The organism is Methylophilus sp. (genome assembly GCF_035460085.1).
Classification (GTDB): domain Bacteria; phylum Pseudomonadota; class Gammaproteobacteria; order Burkholderiales; family Methylophilaceae; genus Methylophilus.
Genome location: NZ_DATHWZ010000061.1, coordinates 23351 through 43082, shown reverse-complemented (window position 1 = coordinate 43082; position 19732 = coordinate 23351). Strand labels below are relative to the sequence as shown.

At 47.6% G+C, this 19732-nt stretch carries 20 protein-coding genes and 1 riboswitch; of the genes, 6 read left to right on the top strand and 14 right to left on the bottom strand.

Translation table 11 applies throughout. The features are described from left to right. The first annotated feature begins 387 nt into the window (after nt 1–387). The 3 genes from VK958_RS08700 to VK958_RS08690 all read left to right on the top strand — a co-directional run bounded on the left by VK958_RS08700 (nt 388) and on the right by VK958_RS08690 (nt 2277). Complete coding sequence (locus VK958_RS08700; protein ID WP_325240769.1) at nt 388–720, top strand: cupin domain-containing protein; 333 nt, start codon at nt 388–390, stop codon at nt 718–720. 154 nt (nt 721–874) lie between these two features. Next, nucleotides 875–1651, top strand: a complete 777-nt coding sequence (locus VK958_RS08695; protein WP_325240767.1) for a hypothetical protein — start codon at nt 875–877, stop codon at nt 1649–1651. Between the two features lie 80 nt (nt 1652–1731). Next, a complete protein-coding gene (locus VK958_RS08690) occupies nt 1732–2277 on the top strand; it encodes a cysteine hydrolase family protein (protein ID WP_325240765.1) in 546 nt (181 codons plus the stop codon). A gap of 127 nt (nt 2278–2404) precedes the next feature. Here the strand turns inward: VK958_RS08690 and VK958_RS08685 are convergent, their stop codons facing one another. Continuing rightward, the gene (locus tag VK958_RS08685; RefSeq protein ID WP_325240763.1) at nt 2405–4033 is read right to left on the bottom strand and encodes an inorganic phosphate transporter; all 1629 of its coding nucleotides are present in this window, start codon (nt 4031–4033) and stop codon (nt 2405–2407) included. A gap of 168 nt (nt 4034–4201) precedes the next feature. Between VK958_RS08685 and ppk2 the strand changes: the two genes are divergently transcribed. Beyond that, the gene (gene ppk2 / locus VK958_RS08680; RefSeq protein ID WP_325240761.1) at nt 4202–5152 is read left to right on the top strand and encodes a polyphosphate kinase 2; all 951 of its coding nucleotides are present in this window, start codon (nt 4202–4204) and stop codon (nt 5150–5152) included. Nucleotides 5153–5173: 21 nt separating this feature from the next. Here the strand turns inward: ppk2 and VK958_RS08675 are convergent, their stop codons facing one another. Both VK958_RS08675 and VK958_RS08670 read right to left on the bottom strand, forming a co-directional pair. Next, nucleotides 5174–5563, bottom strand: coding sequence for a DUF6232 family protein (locus VK958_RS08675; RefSeq protein ID WP_325240760.1), 390 nt, complete (start codon nt 5561–5563; stop codon nt 5174–5176). Nucleotides 5564–5697: 134 nt separating this feature from the next. Beyond that, nucleotides 5698–6879: an MFS transporter gene (locus tag VK958_RS08670; RefSeq protein ID WP_325240759.1), complete on the bottom strand. Its 1182-nt coding sequence runs from the start codon at nt 6877–6879 to the stop codon at nt 5698–5700. 107 nt (nt 6880–6986) lie between these two features. Between VK958_RS08670 and VK958_RS08665 the strand changes: the two genes are divergently transcribed. Both VK958_RS08665 and VK958_RS08660 read left to right on the top strand, forming a co-directional pair. Then, the gene (locus VK958_RS08665) at nt 6987–7484 is read left to right on the top strand and encodes a MarR family winged helix-turn-helix transcriptional regulator (RefSeq protein ID WP_325240757.1); all 498 of its coding nucleotides are present in this window, start codon (nt 6987–6989) and stop codon (nt 7482–7484) included. 188 nt (nt 7485–7672) lie between these two features. Continuing rightward, complete coding sequence (locus tag VK958_RS08660; protein WP_325240755.1) at nt 7673–8377, top strand: PEP-CTERM sorting domain-containing protein; 705 nt, start codon at nt 7673–7675, stop codon at nt 8375–8377. A gap of 287 nt (nt 8378–8664) precedes the next feature. Here VK958_RS08660 and VK958_RS08655 read toward each other — a convergent pair whose 3' ends face one another. The 11 genes from VK958_RS08655 to VK958_RS08605 all read right to left on the bottom strand — a co-directional run bounded on the left by VK958_RS08655 (nt 8665) and on the right by VK958_RS08605 (nt 19681). After that, entirely contained in the window at nt 8665–9204 is a 540-nt protein-coding gene (locus VK958_RS08655; protein ID WP_325240753.1) for a TIGR00645 family protein, read from the bottom strand. Between the two features lie 169 nt (nt 9205–9373). Then, nucleotides 9374–10411 carry a CobW family GTP-binding protein gene (locus VK958_RS08650; protein WP_325240751.1) on the bottom strand — a complete coding sequence of 346 codons (1038 nt, stop codon included), beginning with the start codon at nt 10409–10411 and terminating at the stop codon, nt 9374–9376. 187 nt (nt 10412–10598) lie between these two features. Then, the gene (locus VK958_RS08645) at nt 10599–11135 is read right to left on the bottom strand and encodes a glycine-rich domain-containing protein (protein WP_325240749.1); all 537 of its coding nucleotides are present in this window, start codon (nt 11133–11135) and stop codon (nt 10599–10601) included. Between the two features lie 30 nt (nt 11136–11165). Then, nucleotides 11166–11432 carry a ParE family toxin-like protein gene (locus VK958_RS08640; protein WP_325240747.1) on the bottom strand — a complete coding sequence of 89 codons (267 nt, stop codon included), beginning with the start codon at nt 11430–11432 and terminating at the stop codon, nt 11166–11168. A 63-nt stretch (nt 11433–11495) separates the two neighbouring features. Continuing rightward, nucleotides 11496–12167 (bottom strand): hypothetical protein, encoded by a 672-nt coding sequence (locus VK958_RS08635; RefSeq protein WP_325240745.1) that lies wholly within the window; start codon nt 12165–12167, stop codon nt 11496–11498. After that, nucleotides 12160–12525 carry a hypothetical protein gene (locus tag VK958_RS08630; RefSeq protein WP_325240743.1) on the bottom strand — a complete coding sequence of 122 codons (366 nt, stop codon included), beginning with the start codon at nt 12523–12525 and terminating at the stop codon, nt 12160–12162. Before VK958_RS08630 ends, VK958_RS08635 begins: the two co-directional genes overlap by 8 nt. A gap of 699 nt (nt 12526–13224) precedes the next feature. Continuing rightward, on the bottom strand, nt 13225–13842 hold the full coding sequence (gene mntP, locus VK958_RS08625) for a manganese efflux pump MntP (protein ID WP_325240741.1): 618 nt from the start codon (nt 13840–13842) through the stop codon (nt 13225–13227). Continuing rightward, a riboswitch (yybP-ykoY riboswitch) is annotated at nt 13816–13979 on the bottom strand. (Overlaps the previous gene by 27 nt.) Before the next feature lie 115 nt (nt 13980–14094). Then, a complete protein-coding gene (locus VK958_RS08620; protein ID WP_325240738.1) occupies nt 14095–14802 on the bottom strand; it encodes a PEP-CTERM sorting domain-containing protein in 708 nt (235 codons plus the stop codon). A 139-nt stretch (nt 14803–14941) separates the two neighbouring features. Next, nucleotides 14942–16519 (bottom strand): GGDEF domain-containing protein, encoded by a 1578-nt coding sequence (locus tag VK958_RS08615; RefSeq protein ID WP_325240736.1) that lies wholly within the window; start codon nt 16517–16519, stop codon nt 14942–14944. A 127-nt stretch (nt 16520–16646) separates the two neighbouring features. Further along, entirely contained in the window at nt 16647–17876 is a 1230-nt protein-coding gene (locus tag VK958_RS08610; protein WP_325240734.1) for a cation:proton antiporter, read from the bottom strand. Between the two features lie 248 nt (nt 17877–18124). Next, nucleotides 18125–19681, bottom strand: a complete 1557-nt coding sequence (locus VK958_RS08605) for a GGDEF domain-containing protein (protein WP_325240732.1) — start codon at nt 19679–19681, stop codon at nt 18125–18127. Between the last annotated feature and the right edge of the window lie 51 nt (nt 19682–19732).

Here is a 19732-nt window from a genome sequence, read left to right as displayed (position 1 = left end):
ATGATTGGTTTTATACCCGATCATTAGATACTGAATTGTCTACCGAGGATTAGTGGAAAAAGCATGGCTTTATCTTCCATTTCGCTGACTAAAGGGCTTTTAGGGGCTTTATTCTGCGTTTTATTAAATATAATTTATATAAATTTAAATAGATGGAAATTTTAAGAAATATACTGGTTTACAGGCGCCGGCCAGATTCACATGCTGATAATGGATACGCTTGTGGTGATCAAGCCCAGCATTAGGCCGATTCAGATGTTTCAGGGGTCTTGCGTGTTGTGATTCCAGTTTTTCCATGGCTAGCCGGATAGTCTTTGCCCGTTTGGAAAGCCACACCAATCGCGCTAAAATCAAACCACATCCTTACCAGAATAAAGGCTTACGTTTATGAGTATTCAACATTTTTCCCCCGGAGAAGTGATAGATATTTCCCCCTATGGCGCTAATTTTGAGGCAGCCACTTCAGAGACCCTGATCCGTGAAAGCCACATTGAAGTATTCAGGTTTATATTGAGGGCAGGTAAGACCACACCGGAGCATACCGCCGCCGGTGCGATGACCATCCAGTGCATAGAAGGGGAAGTCGAGCTGGATCTGGAAGGGGATAAACGGACCTTGCAAGCGCATGGCCTGATGTATTTAAGTGCCGGGTCAGCCCATACCATCAAAGCGGTCGCCGACACTGCACTGTTGATCACTATCCTGCTGGAGCGGGAGTAGTGCGAATCAAAAAGACTCGTTTGCATGCGGGATGAACTAAACTGCAATGCCAAACCCTAAAATAACGAGCCGATGTAGAAATAAATGATGCTATTCGACCCGTTAGGCTTTAACCTCAAACAACTCAATTTCAATAAAAAATAAGAGAGATCTGATGAGCATTATTCTTCGACTTCACAAGGTCTGCAACGAGTGTGGATTTATATGGTACCCAAAAGACGAAGAGGTATCGTCGAACTGCCCGAATTGCGGTAGCCACGACACCACGAATGAGAAATTCAACTTCGTCGCCACGGTATTGTTCTACCTGATCGGGGTGGTCGTATTAGTCCTGGTGATTATCAGCTGGAATAAGCCCGAGCCACCGCAATTGGTTGAACCGTTAAGCGATGTAGCCGATTCTTTGACCAAAGCAGAGCAGCAGATTGCATTGCCTGAAGTGGAGGAGGAGTCTGAAAGCCCGGCAAAACCACCCCGGATCGCGCCTACTGTCACCCCTGCCTTGGTCGAAACGCCTGCGGCGCCTATCGAGCAGGCGCAAGTCACGCCACCAGTACAGCCAGCTGCCGAAGTGCCCACACCTCCAAAACCTGAACCTGCGCCTGTAGAAGATCTGCGACCACTCAGCCATGTGTCGACTAACCAGATCACATTCAGTCTATGGAGTGTGTCTGAACTCCGGTTGAGAAGGGCGTATACCAACTTGCTGAATAATGGTTCTGCCAGTGCCGAAGCTCACAAAAAAGAATATCTGCAGTTTGTGAACAGCAAGGCGAAAAAATGCGGGGACTTAAATCCGGAATTTGAAAAGAATATCAATGCTATCGAGAAGATTAAATTCAAGGAAAACGATTCTAAAGTTCTAGAGTGTCATGCTTCTGAAAACACCAGCGAATACAATAGGCTGAGCATATCGGTTGAAGAATACTAAGGCGACAGGTCTTTATTTCTCAGCCTCAAATGCGACAGCTGACATTGCGCTACACTTAAAACCCGCATCAGGAGAGCAGCATGAAAAAAAGTGGTCTGATTGTTGTCGATTTGCAAAACGAATACCTGCCAACCGGCAAGCTGCCCTTACACGCAATTGAAGCTGCTGCTGGCAATGCAGCCAAGGTGATTGCCCATGCACGTGAAAATGGGATCCCGGTGTTTCATATTCGTCATGAATTTGCCAACGGGGAAGCCCCGGTATTTGTTCCCGGTACCGATGGGGTGAATATCCAGCCATCCGTAGCGCCGGCGGGTGACGAACCTGTGATCGTCAAAAATCATATCAATGCGTTCCGTGAGACTGACCTGAAACAACAGTTGGATGCGCAGGGCGTGGAAGAAGTCATCGTCGTCGGTGCGATGAGCCATATGTGTATCGATGCCGTGGTGCGCGCGGCGGTAGATATGGGCTACGTCACCACCATATTGCACGATGCCTGTACCACGCTGGACGTGGAATTTGACGGTGTGACTGTGCCAGCAGCGCAAGTGCATGCAGCGGCCATGGCTGCGTTTGCGTTTGGTTACGGGTCGGTGATTTCAACTGACAAATATCTTGCTTGATGACTTGATCGGTTGACAGCCGATTGATTATTTAACAGGCGCTTGTAATGCAAGCCCATGCCTGCCAATAAAAAAGACTCAGGGTGCTAAACACCATTGAGTCTTTTTTATTTCTGTGTGAGCAGCTTTAAAACAACTGTGTGAACAGCCAGTATAAGCTGCCAGACAACAGCATCGCCATTGGCAAGGTCAGTACCCAGGCCATCAGCAGGTTACGGATAGTCGACATCTGCAGGCCCGATTTATTCGCCGCCATGGTGCCCGCCACACCGGATGACAACACATGCGTAGTCGATACCGGTAATCCATACATATCGGCCGCCCCGATCATGGTCATGGCGACCAACTCAGCTGAGGCACCCTGGCCGTAGGTTAAATGGGTTTTGCCGATTTTTTCACCGACGGTGACGACAATCCGCTTCCAGCCGACCATGGTGCCCAGCCCCAGTGCGATCGCCACTGCCACTTTTACCCATAAAGGGATAAATTTCGTTGCGCTATCAATCTCTTTTTTAAACGCGGTGACATTGGCTTTGGTGTCGCTATTAAATTTAACGCTCTGGTCTTTATCCAGAAAGCGTATGGCTTCAGAAGCCAGGTACATATCATTTCGCACGTTACCGACCTGTTCCGCTGGCACTGCTGCAAACGTGCCATGCGATTTTACCTGGTCACCAATGCTGCCGGTCATCGCTGCCAATGCGGGAATCACCTCTGGTGTCACCGTCTTGGTACGTACATATTCAGTGAGTGTGTGACGGGCAGCATCATTGCTGGCAGGCGGTGTGACAGGGGTATTGTTAAGCAGTGATTGCTGGGTGACATGGGCGACTGCCACAAACTGGGTCATCTGGTCGACCGGCATCGCGCGGTTCAGGGCATACGCCATAGGCACCGTACCCACCAGGATCAGCATGATTAAGCCCATGCCTTTCTGGCCATCATTAGAACCGTGCGCAAATGACACGCCGGTACAGGTCAGAATCAGCAAGCCGCGAATCCACAATGGGGGTGGTTTATTGCCTTTAGGTTCCTGGTACAGCTCTTTGCTTTTGACAAAAGCTTTGAGTGCCAGCAATAACAGCGCCGCAAAGAAAAAACCGATGATAGGGGAAAGCAGTAATGAATAACCGATCTTCGTTGCCTGTGCCCAATCGACGCCGCTGGTGCCATCGCGGCCATGCATCAGCGCATTGGCAACACCCACACCGATAATTGAGCCAATCAATGTGTGGGATGAAGAAGCAGGCAATCCTAGCAACCAGGTGCCCAGGTTCCATATGATCGCGGCGATCAGCAAGGCAAACACCATGGCAAAACCTGCACCTGTGCCCACCTGTAGAATCAGTTCGACCGGTAACAGCGAGATAATGCCGAAAGCCACCGCGCCGCTGGAAACCAATACACCGAGAAAATTGAACAACCCTGACCAGACCACCGCGAAATTGGCCGGCAGCGAGTGGGTGTAAATCACTGTGGCTACCGCATTCGCAGTGTCATGGAAACCATTGACGAATTCAAATCCCAGCGCGATGACTAGCGCCAGGCCTAGCAATAGAAACGGTAACCAGGTAGTGGTGGGTGCGCCGGTGTCGTTCACATCGCTCATCAGGCTGAAACCGGTGTAAATCAAACCTGTCACCATCAGGCCTATGAAAATAACCGTGGTCATTGCACTGGGTTTTCTATCCAGGGTTGGCCTGGAGGGTGACACGCTCTGAAAGCGCGACGAAGGGCTAGCCGCTGAAGTATCCATCAATATTCGCCTGATTTTTATCGAGATATCAGCAGTATTGTTTTTGCAGATGACAGTTTGATGACAAAGGCTGGGCTTTTAACATTAGGTGAAAATTAAATAGTCATCAAAATGTCATATAAAAAATCTAGCATTTTTAAGTGATTAATTAAACTCTGCGGAAACCACATGACCATCTCTGACGAAATCCCCAATGCTGATGAGCGATTCAATAATGAAATGATGGATAGCTTTGATGAAGCGCTCGAAATGGAACTGGATGATGAACGTATGGACCAGATCCTGAATGAGTTTGCAGATGCCTCCGAAATCTATTGCTTACAGACAGAAAAATCGCAAACTTCGGTGTCCGAACGCCAGACTTATTTTAAAGAGCTATTTCGGCTTCAGGGCGAGTTGGTCAAGCTGCAAGACTGGGTGGTGCAAAACAAACTGAAAGTCGTGGTGCTGTTTGAAGGCCGTGACGCCGCAGGCAAGGGTGGGGTGATCAAGCGCCTCACCCAGCGCCTGAACCCGCGCGTGTGCCGGGTTGCCGCATTGCCTGCACCCAGCGAACGTGAGCGTACGCAATGGTATTTCCAGCGCTATATCTCACACCTGCCAGCCGGCGGTGAAATCGTATTGTTTGACCGCAGCTGGTATAACCGCGCCGGTGTAGAAAAAGTCATGGGTTTCTGCAACGACGACGAGTACGAAGAGTTTTTCCGCTCGGTGCCTGAGTTTGAAAAGATGCTGGTCCGTTCCGGCATCATCCTGATCAAGTACTGGTTTTCGATCACTGACGACGAACAGCATTTACGCTTTATGACGCGTATTCACGACCCGTTAAAACAATGGAAACTGAGCCCGATGGACCTGGAATCACGTCGCCTGTGGGAGCAATATACTAAAGCGAAAGAGGTGATGCTTGAGCGCACACATATTCCTGAAGCACCGTGGTGGGTGATTGAAGCGGTGGATAAAAAGAAAGCACGCCTCAACTGTATCAGCCATTTACTCAGCCAGATCGAATACGGCAGCGTGGAGCATCCGCCAGTGGTATTGCCAAAACGCGTGCATCACGCCGATTACATACGCGGGCCAGTACCTAAAGAAATGTTTGTACCCGCCAAATATTGATCCTGACACCAGGGTTTAATACTAGCCTCTGCTGACAATCGCCTGGTTCAGCGCTTGCAGCACATGTTCAATATCCTGCTTTTTCTCACTGATCAGTGCGTGGTGCTCTCCGGCTGAAGTATTCAAAATCACTGAATACTTTGGTTTTTCCAGGACCCAGGCAATCAAGCCAATAATAATCGCAACAACGCCTGCGATCATCAATACGCCTGCGGTATACAACGCCAGCATTTCCCCGACCAACAGCAAAAAGCCAATAAACATCAACAGGATCGCCACCCCGCGTTTTGGCTCAACGATCCCTGGCTTTACTGAAGTCACACTCTGCATGGCATAGGTCTGGCTACGCACTATAAACCTGCTATTGCTGACAGTGACGCCATCAAAATTGAAAAATACTTTTTCTTCCATTATTCCAATCCTGTTTCATCGCATGAATCATTACTGACTCTTAGCGCAGATTTAAATTCATTGGATGCGTAATCCATCCTTATTGTTGCCACCTAATCTGCCTCCAAATGCAGCATAGTTGGTCATAAAAAGAGTTATGAATGTATGTTTTTATATGACGATGGTGAAAACCGTAAGCATAGTATCAATAGTAGTATCGCGCCTATGATCATGGCTACCCAAGCCTGGGTCAGGTCAGCAAACTGGTCTCGCATCACCCCGGCCAGCAATGGCATCAAGCTGGCGATGATATAGCCACCCCCTTGAACAAACGCGGTCAACATGCCTGCCTCAGTCGGGTCGTGGATATGGTCCAGCGTCAGGATCAGTGACAATGGGAATAATGCGCCGATACCAAACCCTAATAACAGGCTGGCGAGCAAAGCCAGTTTCAGTGGTGCAAGAATCAGGCATGCCAGGCCGGCAATCAGCAGGAATAGCGCAGCAAAAAGAGGCTGGCGCCTATCGTTAAAATGCCCTATCCATGCCGAAACTGCCAGCCCGGCAATCACTTCAGCCAGTGTCAGCCCGCCTAATAAAAAGCCCGCTGCCGATGGCTGCCAACCCAGGTTGGTGTAGTACGGTGGCAGCCAGGCCAATACAAGCGTGTAGGCCGCAGTGCCCACGCCAAAAAAGAGCATTAACTCCCAGGCTCTGCGATTTCTCCAGAAGTTCTGCCGCTTTGTTTGAATGGAGGGCTTTGCTTTTAAACTCACTTCGCTTTTGGTAGCCCATAACCAAAGCATTAAAGCCAGTAAACCAGGTATTGCCCAGATTGAGAGCGCGAAAGGCCATCCTGATCGCTCTGCAAACATAGCTGACGAAGAGGCCGCGATAGCCGCACCCGCCATAATCCCGGTTGTATACAGTGCGAATACGCGTCCGGCTTCATTCGGGTAGTTGCGCTTGATAAAAGCAGGTAGCAGGGTTTGCGCGAGAGCGATACCCACGCCAGCCAAAACCGCACTAGATAATAAACTCAAGCCACTTGTCGCTACAAAGCGGGTACCACAGGCAACAAAAATCAAGGTTATGCCGAGTATCACGCCGCTACGTTCAGTGAATAAGCCAGCGATCTGTCGTGCAAATAATGCACACAAGCCCATCACAAACACGGGCAGTGTCGTCAGTAAACTTGATTGGGTGTGGGAAAGCCCGGTCTCAACCTCAATCATGTCAAGCAATGGCCCGATAGCAGCAATGACAGGGCGAAGATTGAGGGCGATGCCGACGATGGCAATGATCGTCAACACATGCAAACAACGATTTCTATTCATTAGTATATATCTCTACATAAAGATTCTTTATGGAGAATAATATACGCAGAGTAAGCAATTAACAATGGTATTATTAGTGTGTAAGATAACTTCACAAAGAGATAACCATGAATGATCGCGCAAAGCTGGCTAGTGACCAATGGGAAAAAGAGCGCCCGGATATCGACTCAAAAATCATGGCTTTGGTCGGCAGGTTGCTGGAAGCGACCAGCTTGATTGAGCGCGATTGGTTGTATCCACTAGCCAGCCAGTTCGAACTTCATCAGGGAGAGTTTGATGTGATAGCGACCCTTCGTCGCTCGGGCGAGCCTTACGCACTCACCCCCACAGCGCTTTATGAAAGCCTGATGCTGTCATCAGGCGCCATGACCAGCCGGCTGGATCGGTTAGAGAATAAAGGCTTGATTGAGCGTGGCCGTGCACCCGAAGATAGGCGCAGTATCCTGGTGAAGCTGACTCCCGCGGGGTTGGCGCTGATTGACAAGATATTGCCGTTGCATGTGGCGAATGAACAGCAGGCATTGGCTGCGTTAAGCCAAGCTGAACAAAGACAGCTAGATACACTGCTGACTAAACTTTTGACCGGCCTGCATAACGTACCCTAGATTTTGCAAATAGTGTATTTATAAACATTTACACGCATGCTTTGCATCCATATGCTGTATAGATAGCTTCCATTTTTCGGACTAGGGTGGTTCATACTTTTTCAAATAGCTGAAATATTGCCAGAGTACTTTGGCTGCGTTAGAGCACTGTTCTAACCAATTGCCATCGCCACCCTCTAGGAAAAATCATGACCTCATCAGCATTAAAAATGAAAGTAGTTGCCGGCCTGTTGCTGGCTTTCGCCGGTAGCGCTTCAGCCGCGGTTTACACCAACGTGCCAGCTGGCGCGAACACCGGGTTGCCATTTGCCTCGTTTGGCAATGCCGCCAACCCAAGCGGTGATTCACCTATGGTCGGCCAGGTGTTTTCATTGACTTCCAGCAGCCTGCTGTCATCTTTCAGCTTCTACGCAGTCGGCAATACTTCAGCTTCTTTCCAGCTGAACGTAGCGCAATGGAACCCGGACACCAACGCTCAGAACCAGTCTGTAAATACCGTTGGTGGCAATTTGCTGACTACCACATTCAACGCGGTGGATACCTACAATGCAGCAGGTGGATATACCACGCTGTCATTTGAAAACCTGGGACTGAGCCTGAATGCCGATACCAAGTACATTGCTTACCTGACCAGCAGTGACGCTAGCGTAACGGGTATCCAGCTATCACGCACCCAAACGGCAGCAGACGCATCCGGTTTTGGCCTTGGCAATGCTTATAACAGCACGATCCCGGGCCAAGGCTGGCAGTTGCCTTTCAACGGCTTCCTCAGCCTGCAATACACAGCAGTGACAGCTGTTGCAACGGCAGTGCCTGAGCCAGAAAGCCTGAGTTTGATGATGGTGGGTCTCGGTATCGCTGGTTTAATCGCACGTCGCAAAAAAACTGCTTGATTAACAACCCAGCAAAACAAAAAAGCCTCACGAAAGTGAGGCTTTTTGTATTCAATTAAGTCATTTAGCAATTACCCTTTTTCGCCTGGCCCGGCGGGCAGTGATCACGGTCACGCAAAACTACACAGCTTGAAAGCAGCATGCTAATTAAAGCTAATAAAACAAGTTTTTTTGTCATTGTGGTTATCCCAAGGTTATCTGATTAATTTTTTGAAATATTTCTTACGAATACTTACGTGTACAGTCTTTGCTGTTTAATCAGTATAACTTCAGTGCCGACAAATTAATTAATGATCTGACTTACCTTTGGCATGACTGTGACCGGCAATTTTATCCATCCAGGCAAATAACACGCCGGTGATGATAAAGGTCAGGTGAATGCCAACCAGCCAGGCCATTTGTTCGGTGGTAAAACTGGCTGTGCCTGAGCTTTGGTGCACAAAGGCTTTTAGCAGGTCGATGGCAGAAATCGCCACAATCGAACCAATCAGTTTGATCTTCAGGCCGGAGTAATCGACTTTACCCATCCACTCTGGTCTGTCTTCGCTATTCGCCGTATCAATGCGCGAAACAAAGTTTTCATAACCACTGAAAATCACCATGATCAGCAAGTTGCCGACCAGGGTGATATCCACCAGCGCCAGCAGTGAAAGTACGGTTTCCTGCTCCGAGAACGAAGCCAGGTGCGAAACAATGTGGAAGAACTCCTGGCCAAATTTCACCAGTAAAATAAACAAACCACCGACCAAACCTAGGTACATCGGTGCCATCAACCAGCGGCTTTGGAAAATCCAGCTTTCAATTAATCTTTCTAAATAACGACCCATAAAAACTCCATTGTTTGATTCAAATTTTATTGCTTACACAAACCTCAAATAAATATTCGAGCGGGATGAAGTGCAAGGCGCCCGGAACACAGAAACCGGAATGTACATTTAGTACATGAGGATTTTGAGTACCGCGCAACGCAACAATTCGCCCGCGCAGTATTTATTTTTAGAACTGGGTGAGCATATCGCGAACTGCTTGTTCATCGATGCCCTTACCAATAATCACAATGCGGCTAATCGGCTCATCTTCATCCCAGCCTTCCAGCAACGTGGGCGGGTAGGGCGTAAAGTGTACCGCGTGTATCGCCAAAGGTGCTGGCGCGTCTTCTACGTGCAGAATCCCTTTTAAACGTAACAACTGCTCACCATGCACCTGGCACAGCTTGAGAATCACGCCCTTGAAGTCTGCCCATGCCATCGGCTTGGGCAGATAGACGGTAAAGGTATGCACATCGTCATGCGCAGGCGCTTGCGGAATCGTACCTTTTTTCGCGGCGCTGAACCCACTGGATGGCGCTTTCAACCAGCGCTGCGGGTTGGCCTGCTTATTGGCAAAATCAAACAGCCCCACGTCAATAATCTGCATCGGGTCAATTTCACCATGCGACACAAACTGCTGCGTCGCATTTGGGTTAATCGCGCTTAGTTTGGATTGCAATGCATTAATCTGTTCAGGCGTCGCGGTATCTGATTTGGTGATCAGCAACACATCCGCCACCGCCGCCTGTTTCAGTGCTTCTTTCTGCGTTTCAATCTGCTGCAAACCATAAGCCGCATCAATCGTCACCACCACGGCATCCAAGCGGTAAACCGATTCAATCACCGGCTCATTCATCAGGTTGGCTAAAATCGGGCCAGGGTCAGCCATACCCGTGGTTTCAATCACCAGACGGTTAAATTCCGGCACCGCCTGCAAACTGCGCTTGAAAAACAGATCGCGCATGGTGTCAGCCAGCTCGTTTTTGAGCGAACAGCACAAACAGCCAGAACTCAACAACACCGTGTTATCGGCAATATGCTCGCTCTCAATGGTTTGCGAAATCTGGCTATTGGCAAAAATCTGGTCCAAACCTGCTTCGCCGAGCTCATTGATGATCACAGCGGTGTCTTTCATCGCCGGGTTATGCAGCAGCTTGTTGAGCAGGGTGGTTTTGCCGCTACCTAAGAAACCAGTGAGCAGCGTGACGGGGATACGTTTATCCATATGAATTTTAATAAAACGAGTGTGGAGGTATTTTAACGCGGATGGTTGTTGGTGATGCTAAGTGTTTCGACTTATATGGAGTTGCAGTGATTAATCAAAAGTGAGGCTCATCACAATTGAGTTAAAAGCCTAATCCTAAACTGTAAGTAACAGTTTAGGGGTCCATTAAATATTCACTTAAGAAACTTTATTTACATGCTCCTTCTACACGGCATGCACAAGAACTAGGAACATGGCATGCATGATCATCACCGCAGCGCATAGCATTTGAGGAAGACTTATTGGGATATTCACCAAAATGAATCTCATATAACGTAACCGTTTCTAAAAACGCATTTTTAAGATTTTGATAGTCTTCTTCACCATAGATACCAAAATATGGGTAATGATCAATAAAGTGACCAAATACTTGGTCGCAGTCTTGACGGTATGCACGGGTATCAAGTATGTGGGCATGCCATATAGTATCTACTGCTTTATTTGGTACAAGGACAGCATTTGGATAAAGTACTTTCAAGGTTAAGAAGCGGCGATATTCAAGTTCATCAAAATCCCATTCCGACTCTGTCATTTCTGCGTCGACTGATTGGGTATATTTATGTTTTAAATGCTTAAAATCTAATTTAGCCACAGATGGAGCTAGGCTTTGGCTTGCTAACCACTTTGAAAAAACAGTGGATATAGATCTTACAGAGTTTTCGATAGGTAGTTGAGTCATTTGCATATGAAATTCCTTTAGATTAGAAAAGTAAACTTATCTTCGATGAATTTCTTTATCAAAATGCTGACGGGTTATGATTGTTAAAGGCTCTGCTTGGTGGCTGTTAAGTTTATAAATGATACGAAAACTACGGCCGAGCTTGAAGCGGACTAAGGAGCTATTGCGACGAATCTTTACCCCTTTAAGTTGTTGATATGGCGTGCCCGCTCTGAGTTTGCCATCGATTTCAAGTGCGAGTTGTTGGTGACAGATTGGTAGCTGATGCTTTGTAAAGCTTAGTAATTCTTGAATGGATTTCATGTTTGCTCCTATTTTGTTTACGTCAAGGAGCAGTTTCAGTTAGTGCTTTACACTAAAAAGCTTTTATTTGAAGAAATCCAAAGTTTTTTCAAATTCAACAGCATTTTCATAATCGCTGATGATTCTCTGTTTGTATTTGTTAACTAGGTTGTTGTTAGCTGTACAAGCTTTAGCGAGCTCAAAGGCTTTCTCTAAATCTCCATCAAGGTAGTAAGCAACCATAGACTCATCCAGCGTTAACATGGCACTTTGGGCAAGCAATTCTTTCATGATGTTAGTTACGCCACTCAGTGAGAGCTGTGGTAACTGAACGAAGGGATTTGGTAGCTTCTCCTTGGTAAGATCTAAGTCGACTCTTAGCGTTTGAAGTAGCCTCGTTATTTCAGGCGAGAGCAAGCCAACACCCAGAATAGAATGACGATCAAAAATCAGCAACTCAATCGCATTGCTTGCATCTTCACGGCTTTGTGCATCATTAAAGATAGAGATGATAATTTTTGGTTTGAAAAAAGCTTGAAGAATGATTGCATTATGAAATTTAATTAACTGATCAGTGTATAGGTGAACTGTTTCACGTTGCACAATAAGTTTTTTGTCTTGTTCTATAAAATTTTTAATCCGTAGAAGTGAGTGGATTTCATCTTTAAATTTTGGATAGTCAGCAAGTTTTATTGAAAAGAGTTTTTCAATAGCTTGAGAAACAGTTATTTTCTCAAAGTTAGTTCTTTTATTCATTGCAGCCAATTTCTAATAGTGAGTCAATGCCATGCTGTTTGTGAGCCAGCGATGCTTGCTTGGAAATGTAACTAGCTATTTCGAACCAGTCAGTACGACAGCTATGATGATTTTGTTGCACATACTGCTCAATCACCCCTCTACAATAACCTGCTCTGAAAGCTTCGGATTTTGATGTTGTATGAAAGGATAAGAAGCGTTCTTTATTTTTGTTTTCGTAGATGGTGACAAGCTCACCACAACTTTTAACAAAATAATCTATTTTTGATAGATCTTTCGCAGTTGCAGTTTGATTAATGAATGCTGTTAGAACAAAAGTAATTATTAATAAGGTTATATACGGATTATGACTTTTCATTTTGATTTTTCTTATTCGATGTATCACTAGCTAATGAAGGCAATAAAACCTATTTAACGAGCTAAGATAGTTTTTGATTTTAATCACCTAAAGATCGACTTTAACTTGCTGCTTTTTTATTAATAAAGGGGTTGATAAGTAGATCGAAATTAACATTAAAATAAAGTTTGAGGATTGAATTAAGTTTGGTTGCAGAAATAGGTCTATTGAAGTTTTCTCAACCTTTGAGACACTGCAATGCTGAAATGAAACATTACATTCGGAGATTATTGAGCCAAATCCAATTATGAAAATATAAAATAGAAATAAGATTCCAAGTGAAAGAAAAGGTGATGCCAACATTCTCCAGAATCCTGTTCTGAGAAGTTTGCAATACTTGTAATGTCGTTCAAAAAGCCCTAAAAGAACCAAAAGGAAAATTATTTCTATATTTGATAAATCAGCGAGAATATTTCCATACTCAAAGATATCGTTAATAGACAATACAAATCCGAAAATACCTAAAAGTATTATGCTTAATTTATAAAATAGCCTAAGGATTACTTTTAACGAAATGGATAAATAAGTATCTATAGTTTGTAATGCTTCCATTTTTTCTTTTCCAGTGTTTTAGCTAAGATAATAATTCATAGGGCAACCCTGACCAATAACAAACAGCGCATGTTTAGTGCAATAAAAATCAAGATATCTCAAGTATAGTCATAAAGAAAAAAGATGCTCATAAAGAATATAAGAGCCAATCGCAATCAGCACCACTCCACCCACAATCTCCGAACGTTTCCCAAACATTAACCCCAACACCCGCCCAAGCATCACCCCAATTGTCACCATGGTAAATGTGGCAAAACCAATGGCTGCGGCGGTGATGAGTATATTCACATCCATAAACGCCAGGCTAACGCCAACGGCCATGGCATCAATGCTGGTGGCGAATGCGGTGATGGCGAGTATGTAGAAGGAATGACTGGTTGGTTTTTCTTCTTCAGGTTCTGCTGGTTGAAAGCCTGCGTAAATCATGTGCAGGCCAAGGGCGAGCAGGAGGGTGAAGGCGATCCAGTGATCCCAATCGGTGATGTAGTTGGCAGCGAAGTTTTTGATGGTGAAGGTGGCGATGGCCCAGCCGATGAGTGGCGTGATGGCTTCGATGACACCAAAAATCAATCCGGTGCGTAATGCTTCTGACAGTTTGGGCTTTTTAAGCGTGGCGCCTTTGCTGATGGCAGCGGCAAACGCGTCGGTGGACATGGCAAGCGCGATCAGCGCGATGGTGGTAAGGGTCATAGTGAGTTTTCTAGTCGGGACGAAATCAATAGACACCAGCACGCCCGACTTACTATCGCGCTGATATCCATTAGTCTCGCCAACCGAAAACGGCCGCCTGCACCACGACGTAAGTCGATTATGTTGACACAGGCACTTCACATTAGATGAAGCAGGCTACTCCCCAAAGGTGGCGGCATTATAACTCAGGCATGGTTTTAAGATTATGAAACCTTTGCTACAAAGCCAGATAATTTGCTCAAAGCAAAAAGCCTCCGGTTTGGTAGGCTTTTATATTCTTCCACTGGATTAAATTGTGGGTTTTTTGCGTTGTTGCGTGAGAAACCCTAGCATTAGCAGCGATGCACCAAACATTGCGCTGGTGGCTGGCTCCGGGACTGGTGTGGCTGTGATATTGGAGAGATCAAAATTGATACGTTGAAATTGGTTGTCGTGGCGGTAGAAAACCGAGAAACCAACGCTTAGGGTGCCTGCAAACGGGTCAATCAATTGTGCGGTGTCGAACAGATCGTAGCCAACGGTGGAGTAGTAAAAATTCAGTCTACTATTTGCACCTAATGCATCTGCGGTCATCATCTGGCTGGTAATAAATTGATTGTCGAAAGTAAAGCTTTCAGTAGGGAAATTGATTTTGGATTCCACTTTGCAATCAAATTGCACGCTGAAGCATGAGTTGCTATCAGTGCCAAAGTTAAACGCTCCTATGCTCGCTGTTGAAGTGACTGCGGTATTCAGTAGAAAAACATCGTTTGAGGAGTCACTATCAAGAACGCTTGTATCGACAGTAGCTGAAAAAGACGCATATTGATTAACCAGCGCCGCGACAATCGACTGACCGGTTGGGTTGGCAATTTCAGAGCCTTGTGCTGAGAAATTCACTTTGCCATAGACATTGTAAGCAGCGGCCTCTGCATTAGAGATTAAGCCAAGAACGGTTGTTAATAATGAATAACGCAATGCTTTGGAGAATGTAGAACCTTTTTGCTGCTTTGACATCACTTGCTCCTCTCGATTTATGTTTTTAGATTTTGATATTTCCTTACGTCTGATGCTTGTGATTAATTAAACTGCGGTGAGGCTATAAATTGCCTTTTTCATCAAAAATAAACAACCCCTCACATGAGGGGTGTTCAGATTAGCCTTGTAACACCTGCAACATTTCCTTGCGGTCTTTGCGCGAGCGTTTGTTGATATACATGCGTTTGTCGGCGATGCGCATGAGCTCGGAAGGCGTGCTGGCTTCACGTGCGAACACGACGCCCTGGCTGGCGCCTGCACCGATAAAACCACTGTTTTGCAGTTGCTTGTTGGTGACTTCAACCTGGTGCTGGCACCATTCGACTTGATCTTCCTGGCACAGGATGGCGAACTCGTCACCGCCCAGACGGTATAGCTGGGCATCGCTCGCCAGGCGCTGGTTGAGGAACAGGCTGAAGTTTTTCAACAGGTTATCGCCTACGTCATGGCCAAAATGGTCGTTGAAGTGTTTCAGGTTATCCATATCAAGAAATATCAGGCAGCCATCTTCCGGGAAATTCACCATTTTGCTTTCCAGCGCATGACGGTTGGGGATATTGGTTAACCTGTCAGTCATGGCGAGGGAGCGCGTATTCTGCAATTCAACCAGCATGCGGTCTCTGTCTTTGTGCAGGCGATTGATCTGGTAGGCCAGCACCAGGGCTAATAAAATCGCTTCGACAGTCACGGCGATCAGGCCCATTTGCTCTATGGTCCAGATATTGGTGCTGACTTTTTGCAGGCTGATGGACATGCCACCCAGTACGCCAAAGACGGTGATGGCGATCAAATAGAATTGTGCAGTGCGGTCTTTACGCCAGCTGAAGTAGCTGCCGCAAATAAAGCCAAAGCTCAGGAAAATGGCCACGCCGGTGCGTGCCATTTCCAGCATCCAGTTAGGGTTGGCCAGCCCATTGATCAATAGCCCTAGCAAAATCATATACACCAGTAATGAAAGTTTATGCAGCTTGGGCGTTTGCGTGCGGTTGATCCCCAGCAAGTGGCAGACAAAGCTGACATAAGCCATGTTGGAAAGCAGTATAGGGGCGCTGCTGAGGTAGAACCAGTGTGTGTTTGCCAGTTGTGCGAATGCGCCCAGGGCAGTGCCCTGAAAGATCAGGTTGCCGAGGATGAACAAGGCATACATGCGCTCGGTATGATGGCCCGGTGCGAGCCCGATGGAGATGTAATACACGAAAATACCCATCAGCACACCCAGCATCAGGATGGCACCCGCCGAGCTTTTCAGCACTTCGTTGAGGTAATCCGGCTCGCTGGCGACAAATAATTCAGGTTGCGCCAGGTAATAAGGGGAGTCTAGCTGGGTGGTCAGCTGGTAAGTGCCTGGCTTCAGGTCAAACTCGCGGCCGTGGCGTAACAGGTAAGGGTTATTTTCCTGGCTGTTCAAGCCACCGCGCGCATCATAGGTTTTGCCATCGGCTGCTTGGAGGTGATGGCTGAAATCGGCGATGACGGTGGTGTTTTTAAAGTCAATCACATAGCTGTCAGCTTCTGTGATCGTGAGGGTGGTGCGGCATGAAAATTTTCCGCCATATAGCGGAATGTTTTCTACTGCCTGCCCATGCGCATCCACGCACTTGGTTTCGCTAAGTGCCGGGCGTGCAAATGCCGGGCTTGCGAGGAGCAGGCTGGTAAACAGCAACAAGCAATAATGAACAAGTCGGGAAAGCAACAAAACTCAGCCTTATGCACTAGCGACTCCGAAGACGCTATTATGTATGAATCTTTCCTGTTTTTTTGCACCAGAAAAGAATTTTCTAGTGTCAGGATGGGTTAATGAAACTGATCACTGACACGCAGTTTTATTGCTGACCAGGTAAAGAGGTAGCACTGGCCCTGGCTGACAGTTGTGGCATGATCCATTTCCTGAACATTAACGGCGTGATCATAGTGGTGATCACGCCCATCAATATCAGTACTGAGAACAGTTCCTGGCCGATAAAACCGCGTTCATAGGCGATGCTGGCGATCACCAGTTCCATCACGCCGCGGCCATTGAGGATAAAGCCTATGCCCAGTGCATCGTTCTTGGGCAGGCCGATCAAACGCCCACCCAGCCATCCGGCCAATATCTTGGTTGCGATGGATACGAACAATACCACCGCGACAAACCAGAATGATTCGATGATCTGTACCTTGAATTCCAGCCCGAGGTAGGCAAAGAATACCGGTGCCAGAAAGCCGCCGGTGATAGAGCCCAGCGTTAACTCTAATTCTTTGTAGCGGGAAGGCAGGAAGAAGTTACGGTCTATTAACAGCGCGCCAAAGAAAGCACCGATCACAAAATGGAAACCGAGCGCGGCACTCACCGAACCGAATACCAGCACAAATAACAGCAGGATGCCAAACAGGGCTTCGTTACCGATGAAAGCGACCAGCTTTTCTGACCATATATGCAGGTTGACGCCGGTATCAACGACTTTTTTGATGATGAGGCTGGCCGTGACGATCAGCAGGATCAGCACGATTAATTTCCAGCCGGCACTGAAGATCGCAAAGCTGACAGCCTGGTAGGATTTCTGTTCCGGCAGGTTGAGGATCACGCCCAATACCAGTAAAGCCGCGATGTCGTTAAATATGGCGGTGGCGACCGAGTAGCGTGCGATATCGGAATCCAGTAGTTTGAAGCTTTGCAGGATACTCACCGTGACCGGCAGCGCGGTGATCGACACGCACAAGCCGAGAAAAATGGTGCGGCTGACATCCAGCCCAAAGCTGACGCCGACTAGGATGCCGCCTATCAGTGGCAGGATGAATCCGAGTATGGCAATCACTGCGCCTTTGCCGCGCATGGAGTCGATGACTTCCTTGAAGTTCATTTCCAGGCCAGCTGACAACACGATCAGGAACACGGCCAGCTCGGAAATGCCTGACAGGGCCGGGGTAGGCGTGATGAGGTTTAACAGACTGGGGCCGAGAATGACGCCGGCTAGCATTTGACCGATGATGGCGGGCTGGTTGAATCGGCTGAACACTTGCCCTAACAGGCGGGCGCACACAATCAGCACAAGCAATGTGGTGAGTAACGGCATGATTTCTTTCTTCTACTACTGTTGCAGGCGTGTTGCAGGCACTGGCGGCACTGTCTGCTATTTAGTGCAAGGTTATCAGGATGTTAATCAGGGGGTCACTCAGGCTTTGCTGTGGTGCGCCTGATGACCAAACACTTTAAGTGTAAATCATTCGGCGTGCCGGCGTCTGTTTTTAAATAGACTAAATTTAAAGTGGTTGCCATGGCCAGGAATTTTTCCTGCTTGAAATCGAGGGTTGTTCGCAGGGGTCAGGGACGCAGCACTTGCAGCATTTCCTTACGGTTTTTGCGCGTGCGCTTGTTTTCATACATGCGTTTGTCGGCGATGCGTAACAGTGCCTCTGTGTTGCTCGCCTCATGTGCAAATACGACGCCGAGGCTGGCGCCTACACCGGCAAATCCTTCTTTATGCAATTGCAGGTGGGTGTATTCAAGCTGGTGCTGGCACCATTCCACATCATCCTCATGACAGAGGATGGCGAATTCATCACCCCCCAAACGATAAAGCTGGCCATGCTCACTGAGTTTATTCGCCAAAATCTGGCTGAAAAGCGTGAGCAATTGGTCGCCTGTTTCATGGCCGAAATGGTCGTTCACCTGTTTCAGGTTATCCATATCTAAAAACATCAGGCAGCCATGCCGGGGCAACTGCAACAGCTTGTTTTCCAGCGCGTGCCGGTTAGGGATGCCGGTCAGCCTGTCGGTCAGCGCCAATGAACGGGTATTTTGCAGCTCGACCAGCATTTGCTCTTTTTCATGATGCAGGCGGCTGATTTTGTAAGCCACCAGCAAGGACAGCAATATGGTGTGCAGGGTGACGGCAAACAGCCCGAATTGCTCGGTGGTGAAGGTTTGTTGAGAGGTTTTTTCTGTGGGGATGGCCAGGATGGCGAGCAGGCCAAAGCCTACGGTGGCGAGCAGGTAAAGTTGCGCGACGATCTGGCGCTGTAAACTCAGGCGTAAGCCACACGCCAGGCCAAAACCAATAAACAGTACGATGCCAATACGTGACATGTCCAGCATCCAGTTCGGGAAAATCATCCCCAGTATGATCAGCGCAATCAGCAGGCTGTTGATGATCAGCGAAAACCGGTAAAGACGTGGCCGGTGATACTGGTTGATGCCGAGCAGGTGGCAAACGAAATTCACATAAGCCAGGTTGGCGATCAGCAATGGCAGGCCGGTGAGATAAAACCAGTGCCAGTCAAAAAACTGGTTAAAAGCCCCCAGGGCCGCCGCATGGAATACCAGGTTGCCAAACAGGAAAGTAGCATAAAGGCGTTCGGTGAAGTGCCCGGGCAGTATGCCTATGGTGGCGTAATAGATAAATAATCCCAACAAAATACCCAGCAATAACAGGCTGATCGCCGCGCTGATATTGGTTTGCTGCTGATAATTGGCCAGGTCGGAAATAAACAGCGCAGGTTGCGCCAGGTAATAAGGGGATTGTAACCAGGTAATGAGGCGGTAGGTGCCGGGATTGAGGCTGATGATGCGGCCATGCCTCAACAGGAAAGGGTTGCGCTCGGGGCTGCTTAAGCCGCCTTTCATCAATGCCAGCAGGGCCGGCTTTTCAATGGCTTTGCTTTCGGGAAGGGTTTCCTCGAAGATTTCGTGCTGGAAACGGGCAATGGTCGACGTGTTTTTGAAGTCGATCACATACTGGTTGGCGCGCGTGATTTTTAACACGCTCTGGCAGACAAACTTACCACCTTGCAATGGAATGCTGGCGATCAGCATGCCTTGCTGGCTGATGCAGGTTGTGCCCAGCAATGCCGGTGCCGTTGATGCCACCGGCGGCATCATGCTAAACCCTGAAGGTATCAGGCTGAATCCCAGTGGAATCAAGCTGATCCA

What these genes read in the sequence shown, in the direction of transcription:
- VK958_RS08700 (WP_325240769.1), top strand. Translation starts at nt 388, where the DNA reads ATGAGTATTCAACATTTTTCCCCCGGAGAAGTGATAGATATTTCCCCC.
- VK958_RS08695 (WP_325240767.1), top strand. Translation starts at nt 875, where the DNA reads ATGAGCATTATTCTTCGACTTCACAAGGTCTGCAACGAGTGTGGATTT.
- VK958_RS08690 (WP_325240765.1), top strand. Translation starts at nt 1,732, where the DNA reads ATGAAAAAAAGTGGTCTGATTGTTGTCGATTTGCAAAACGAATACCTG.
- VK958_RS08685 (WP_325240763.1), bottom strand. Translation starts at nt 4,033, where the DNA reads ATGGATACTTCAGCGGCTAGCCCTTCGTCGCGCTTTCAGAGCGTGTCA.
- ppk2 (WP_325240761.1), top strand. Translation starts at nt 4,202, where the DNA reads ATGACCATCTCTGACGAAATCCCCAATGCTGATGAGCGATTCAATAAT.
- VK958_RS08675 (WP_325240760.1), bottom strand. Translation starts at nt 5,563, where the DNA reads ATGGAAGAAAAAGTATTTTTCAATTTTGATGGCGTCACTGTCAGCAAT.
- VK958_RS08670 (WP_325240759.1), bottom strand. Translation starts at nt 6,879, where the DNA reads ATGAATAGAAATCGTTGTTTGCATGTGTTGACGATCATTGCCATCGTC.
- VK958_RS08665 (WP_325240757.1), top strand. Translation starts at nt 6,987, where the DNA reads ATGAATGATCGCGCAAAGCTGGCTAGTGACCAATGGGAAAAAGAGCGC.
- VK958_RS08660 (WP_325240755.1), top strand. Translation starts at nt 7,673, where the DNA reads ATGACCTCATCAGCATTAAAAATGAAAGTAGTTGCCGGCCTGTTGCTG.
- VK958_RS08655 (WP_325240753.1), bottom strand. Translation starts at nt 9,204, where the DNA reads ATGGGTCGTTATTTAGAAAGATTAATTGAAAGCTGGATTTTCCAAAGC.
- VK958_RS08650 (WP_325240751.1), bottom strand. Translation starts at nt 10,411, where the DNA reads ATGGATAAACGTATCCCCGTCACGCTGCTCACTGGTTTCTTAGGTAGC.
- VK958_RS08645 (WP_325240749.1), bottom strand. Translation starts at nt 11,135, where the DNA reads ATGCAAATGACTCAACTACCTATCGAAAACTCTGTAAGATCTATATCC.
- VK958_RS08640 (WP_325240747.1), bottom strand. Translation starts at nt 11,432, where the DNA reads ATGAAATCCATTCAAGAATTACTAAGCTTTACAAAGCATCAGCTACCA.
- VK958_RS08635 (WP_325240745.1), bottom strand. Translation starts at nt 12,167, where the DNA reads ATGAATAAAAGAACTAACTTTGAGAAAATAACTGTTTCTCAAGCTATT.
- VK958_RS08630 (WP_325240743.1), bottom strand. Translation starts at nt 12,525, where the DNA reads ATGAAAAGTCATAATCCGTATATAACCTTATTAATAATTACTTTTGTT.
- VK958_RS08620 (WP_325240738.1), bottom strand. Translation starts at nt 14,802, where the DNA reads ATGTCAAAGCAGCAAAAAGGTTCTACATTCTCCAAAGCATTGCGTTAT.
- VK958_RS08610 (WP_325240734.1), bottom strand. Translation starts at nt 17,876, where the DNA reads ATGCCGTTACTCACCACATTGCTTGTGCTGATTGTGTGCGCCCGCCTG.
- VK958_RS08605 (WP_325240732.1), bottom strand. Translation starts at nt 19,681, where the DNA reads ATGATGCCGCCGGTGGCATCAACGGCACCGGCATTGCTGGGCACAACC.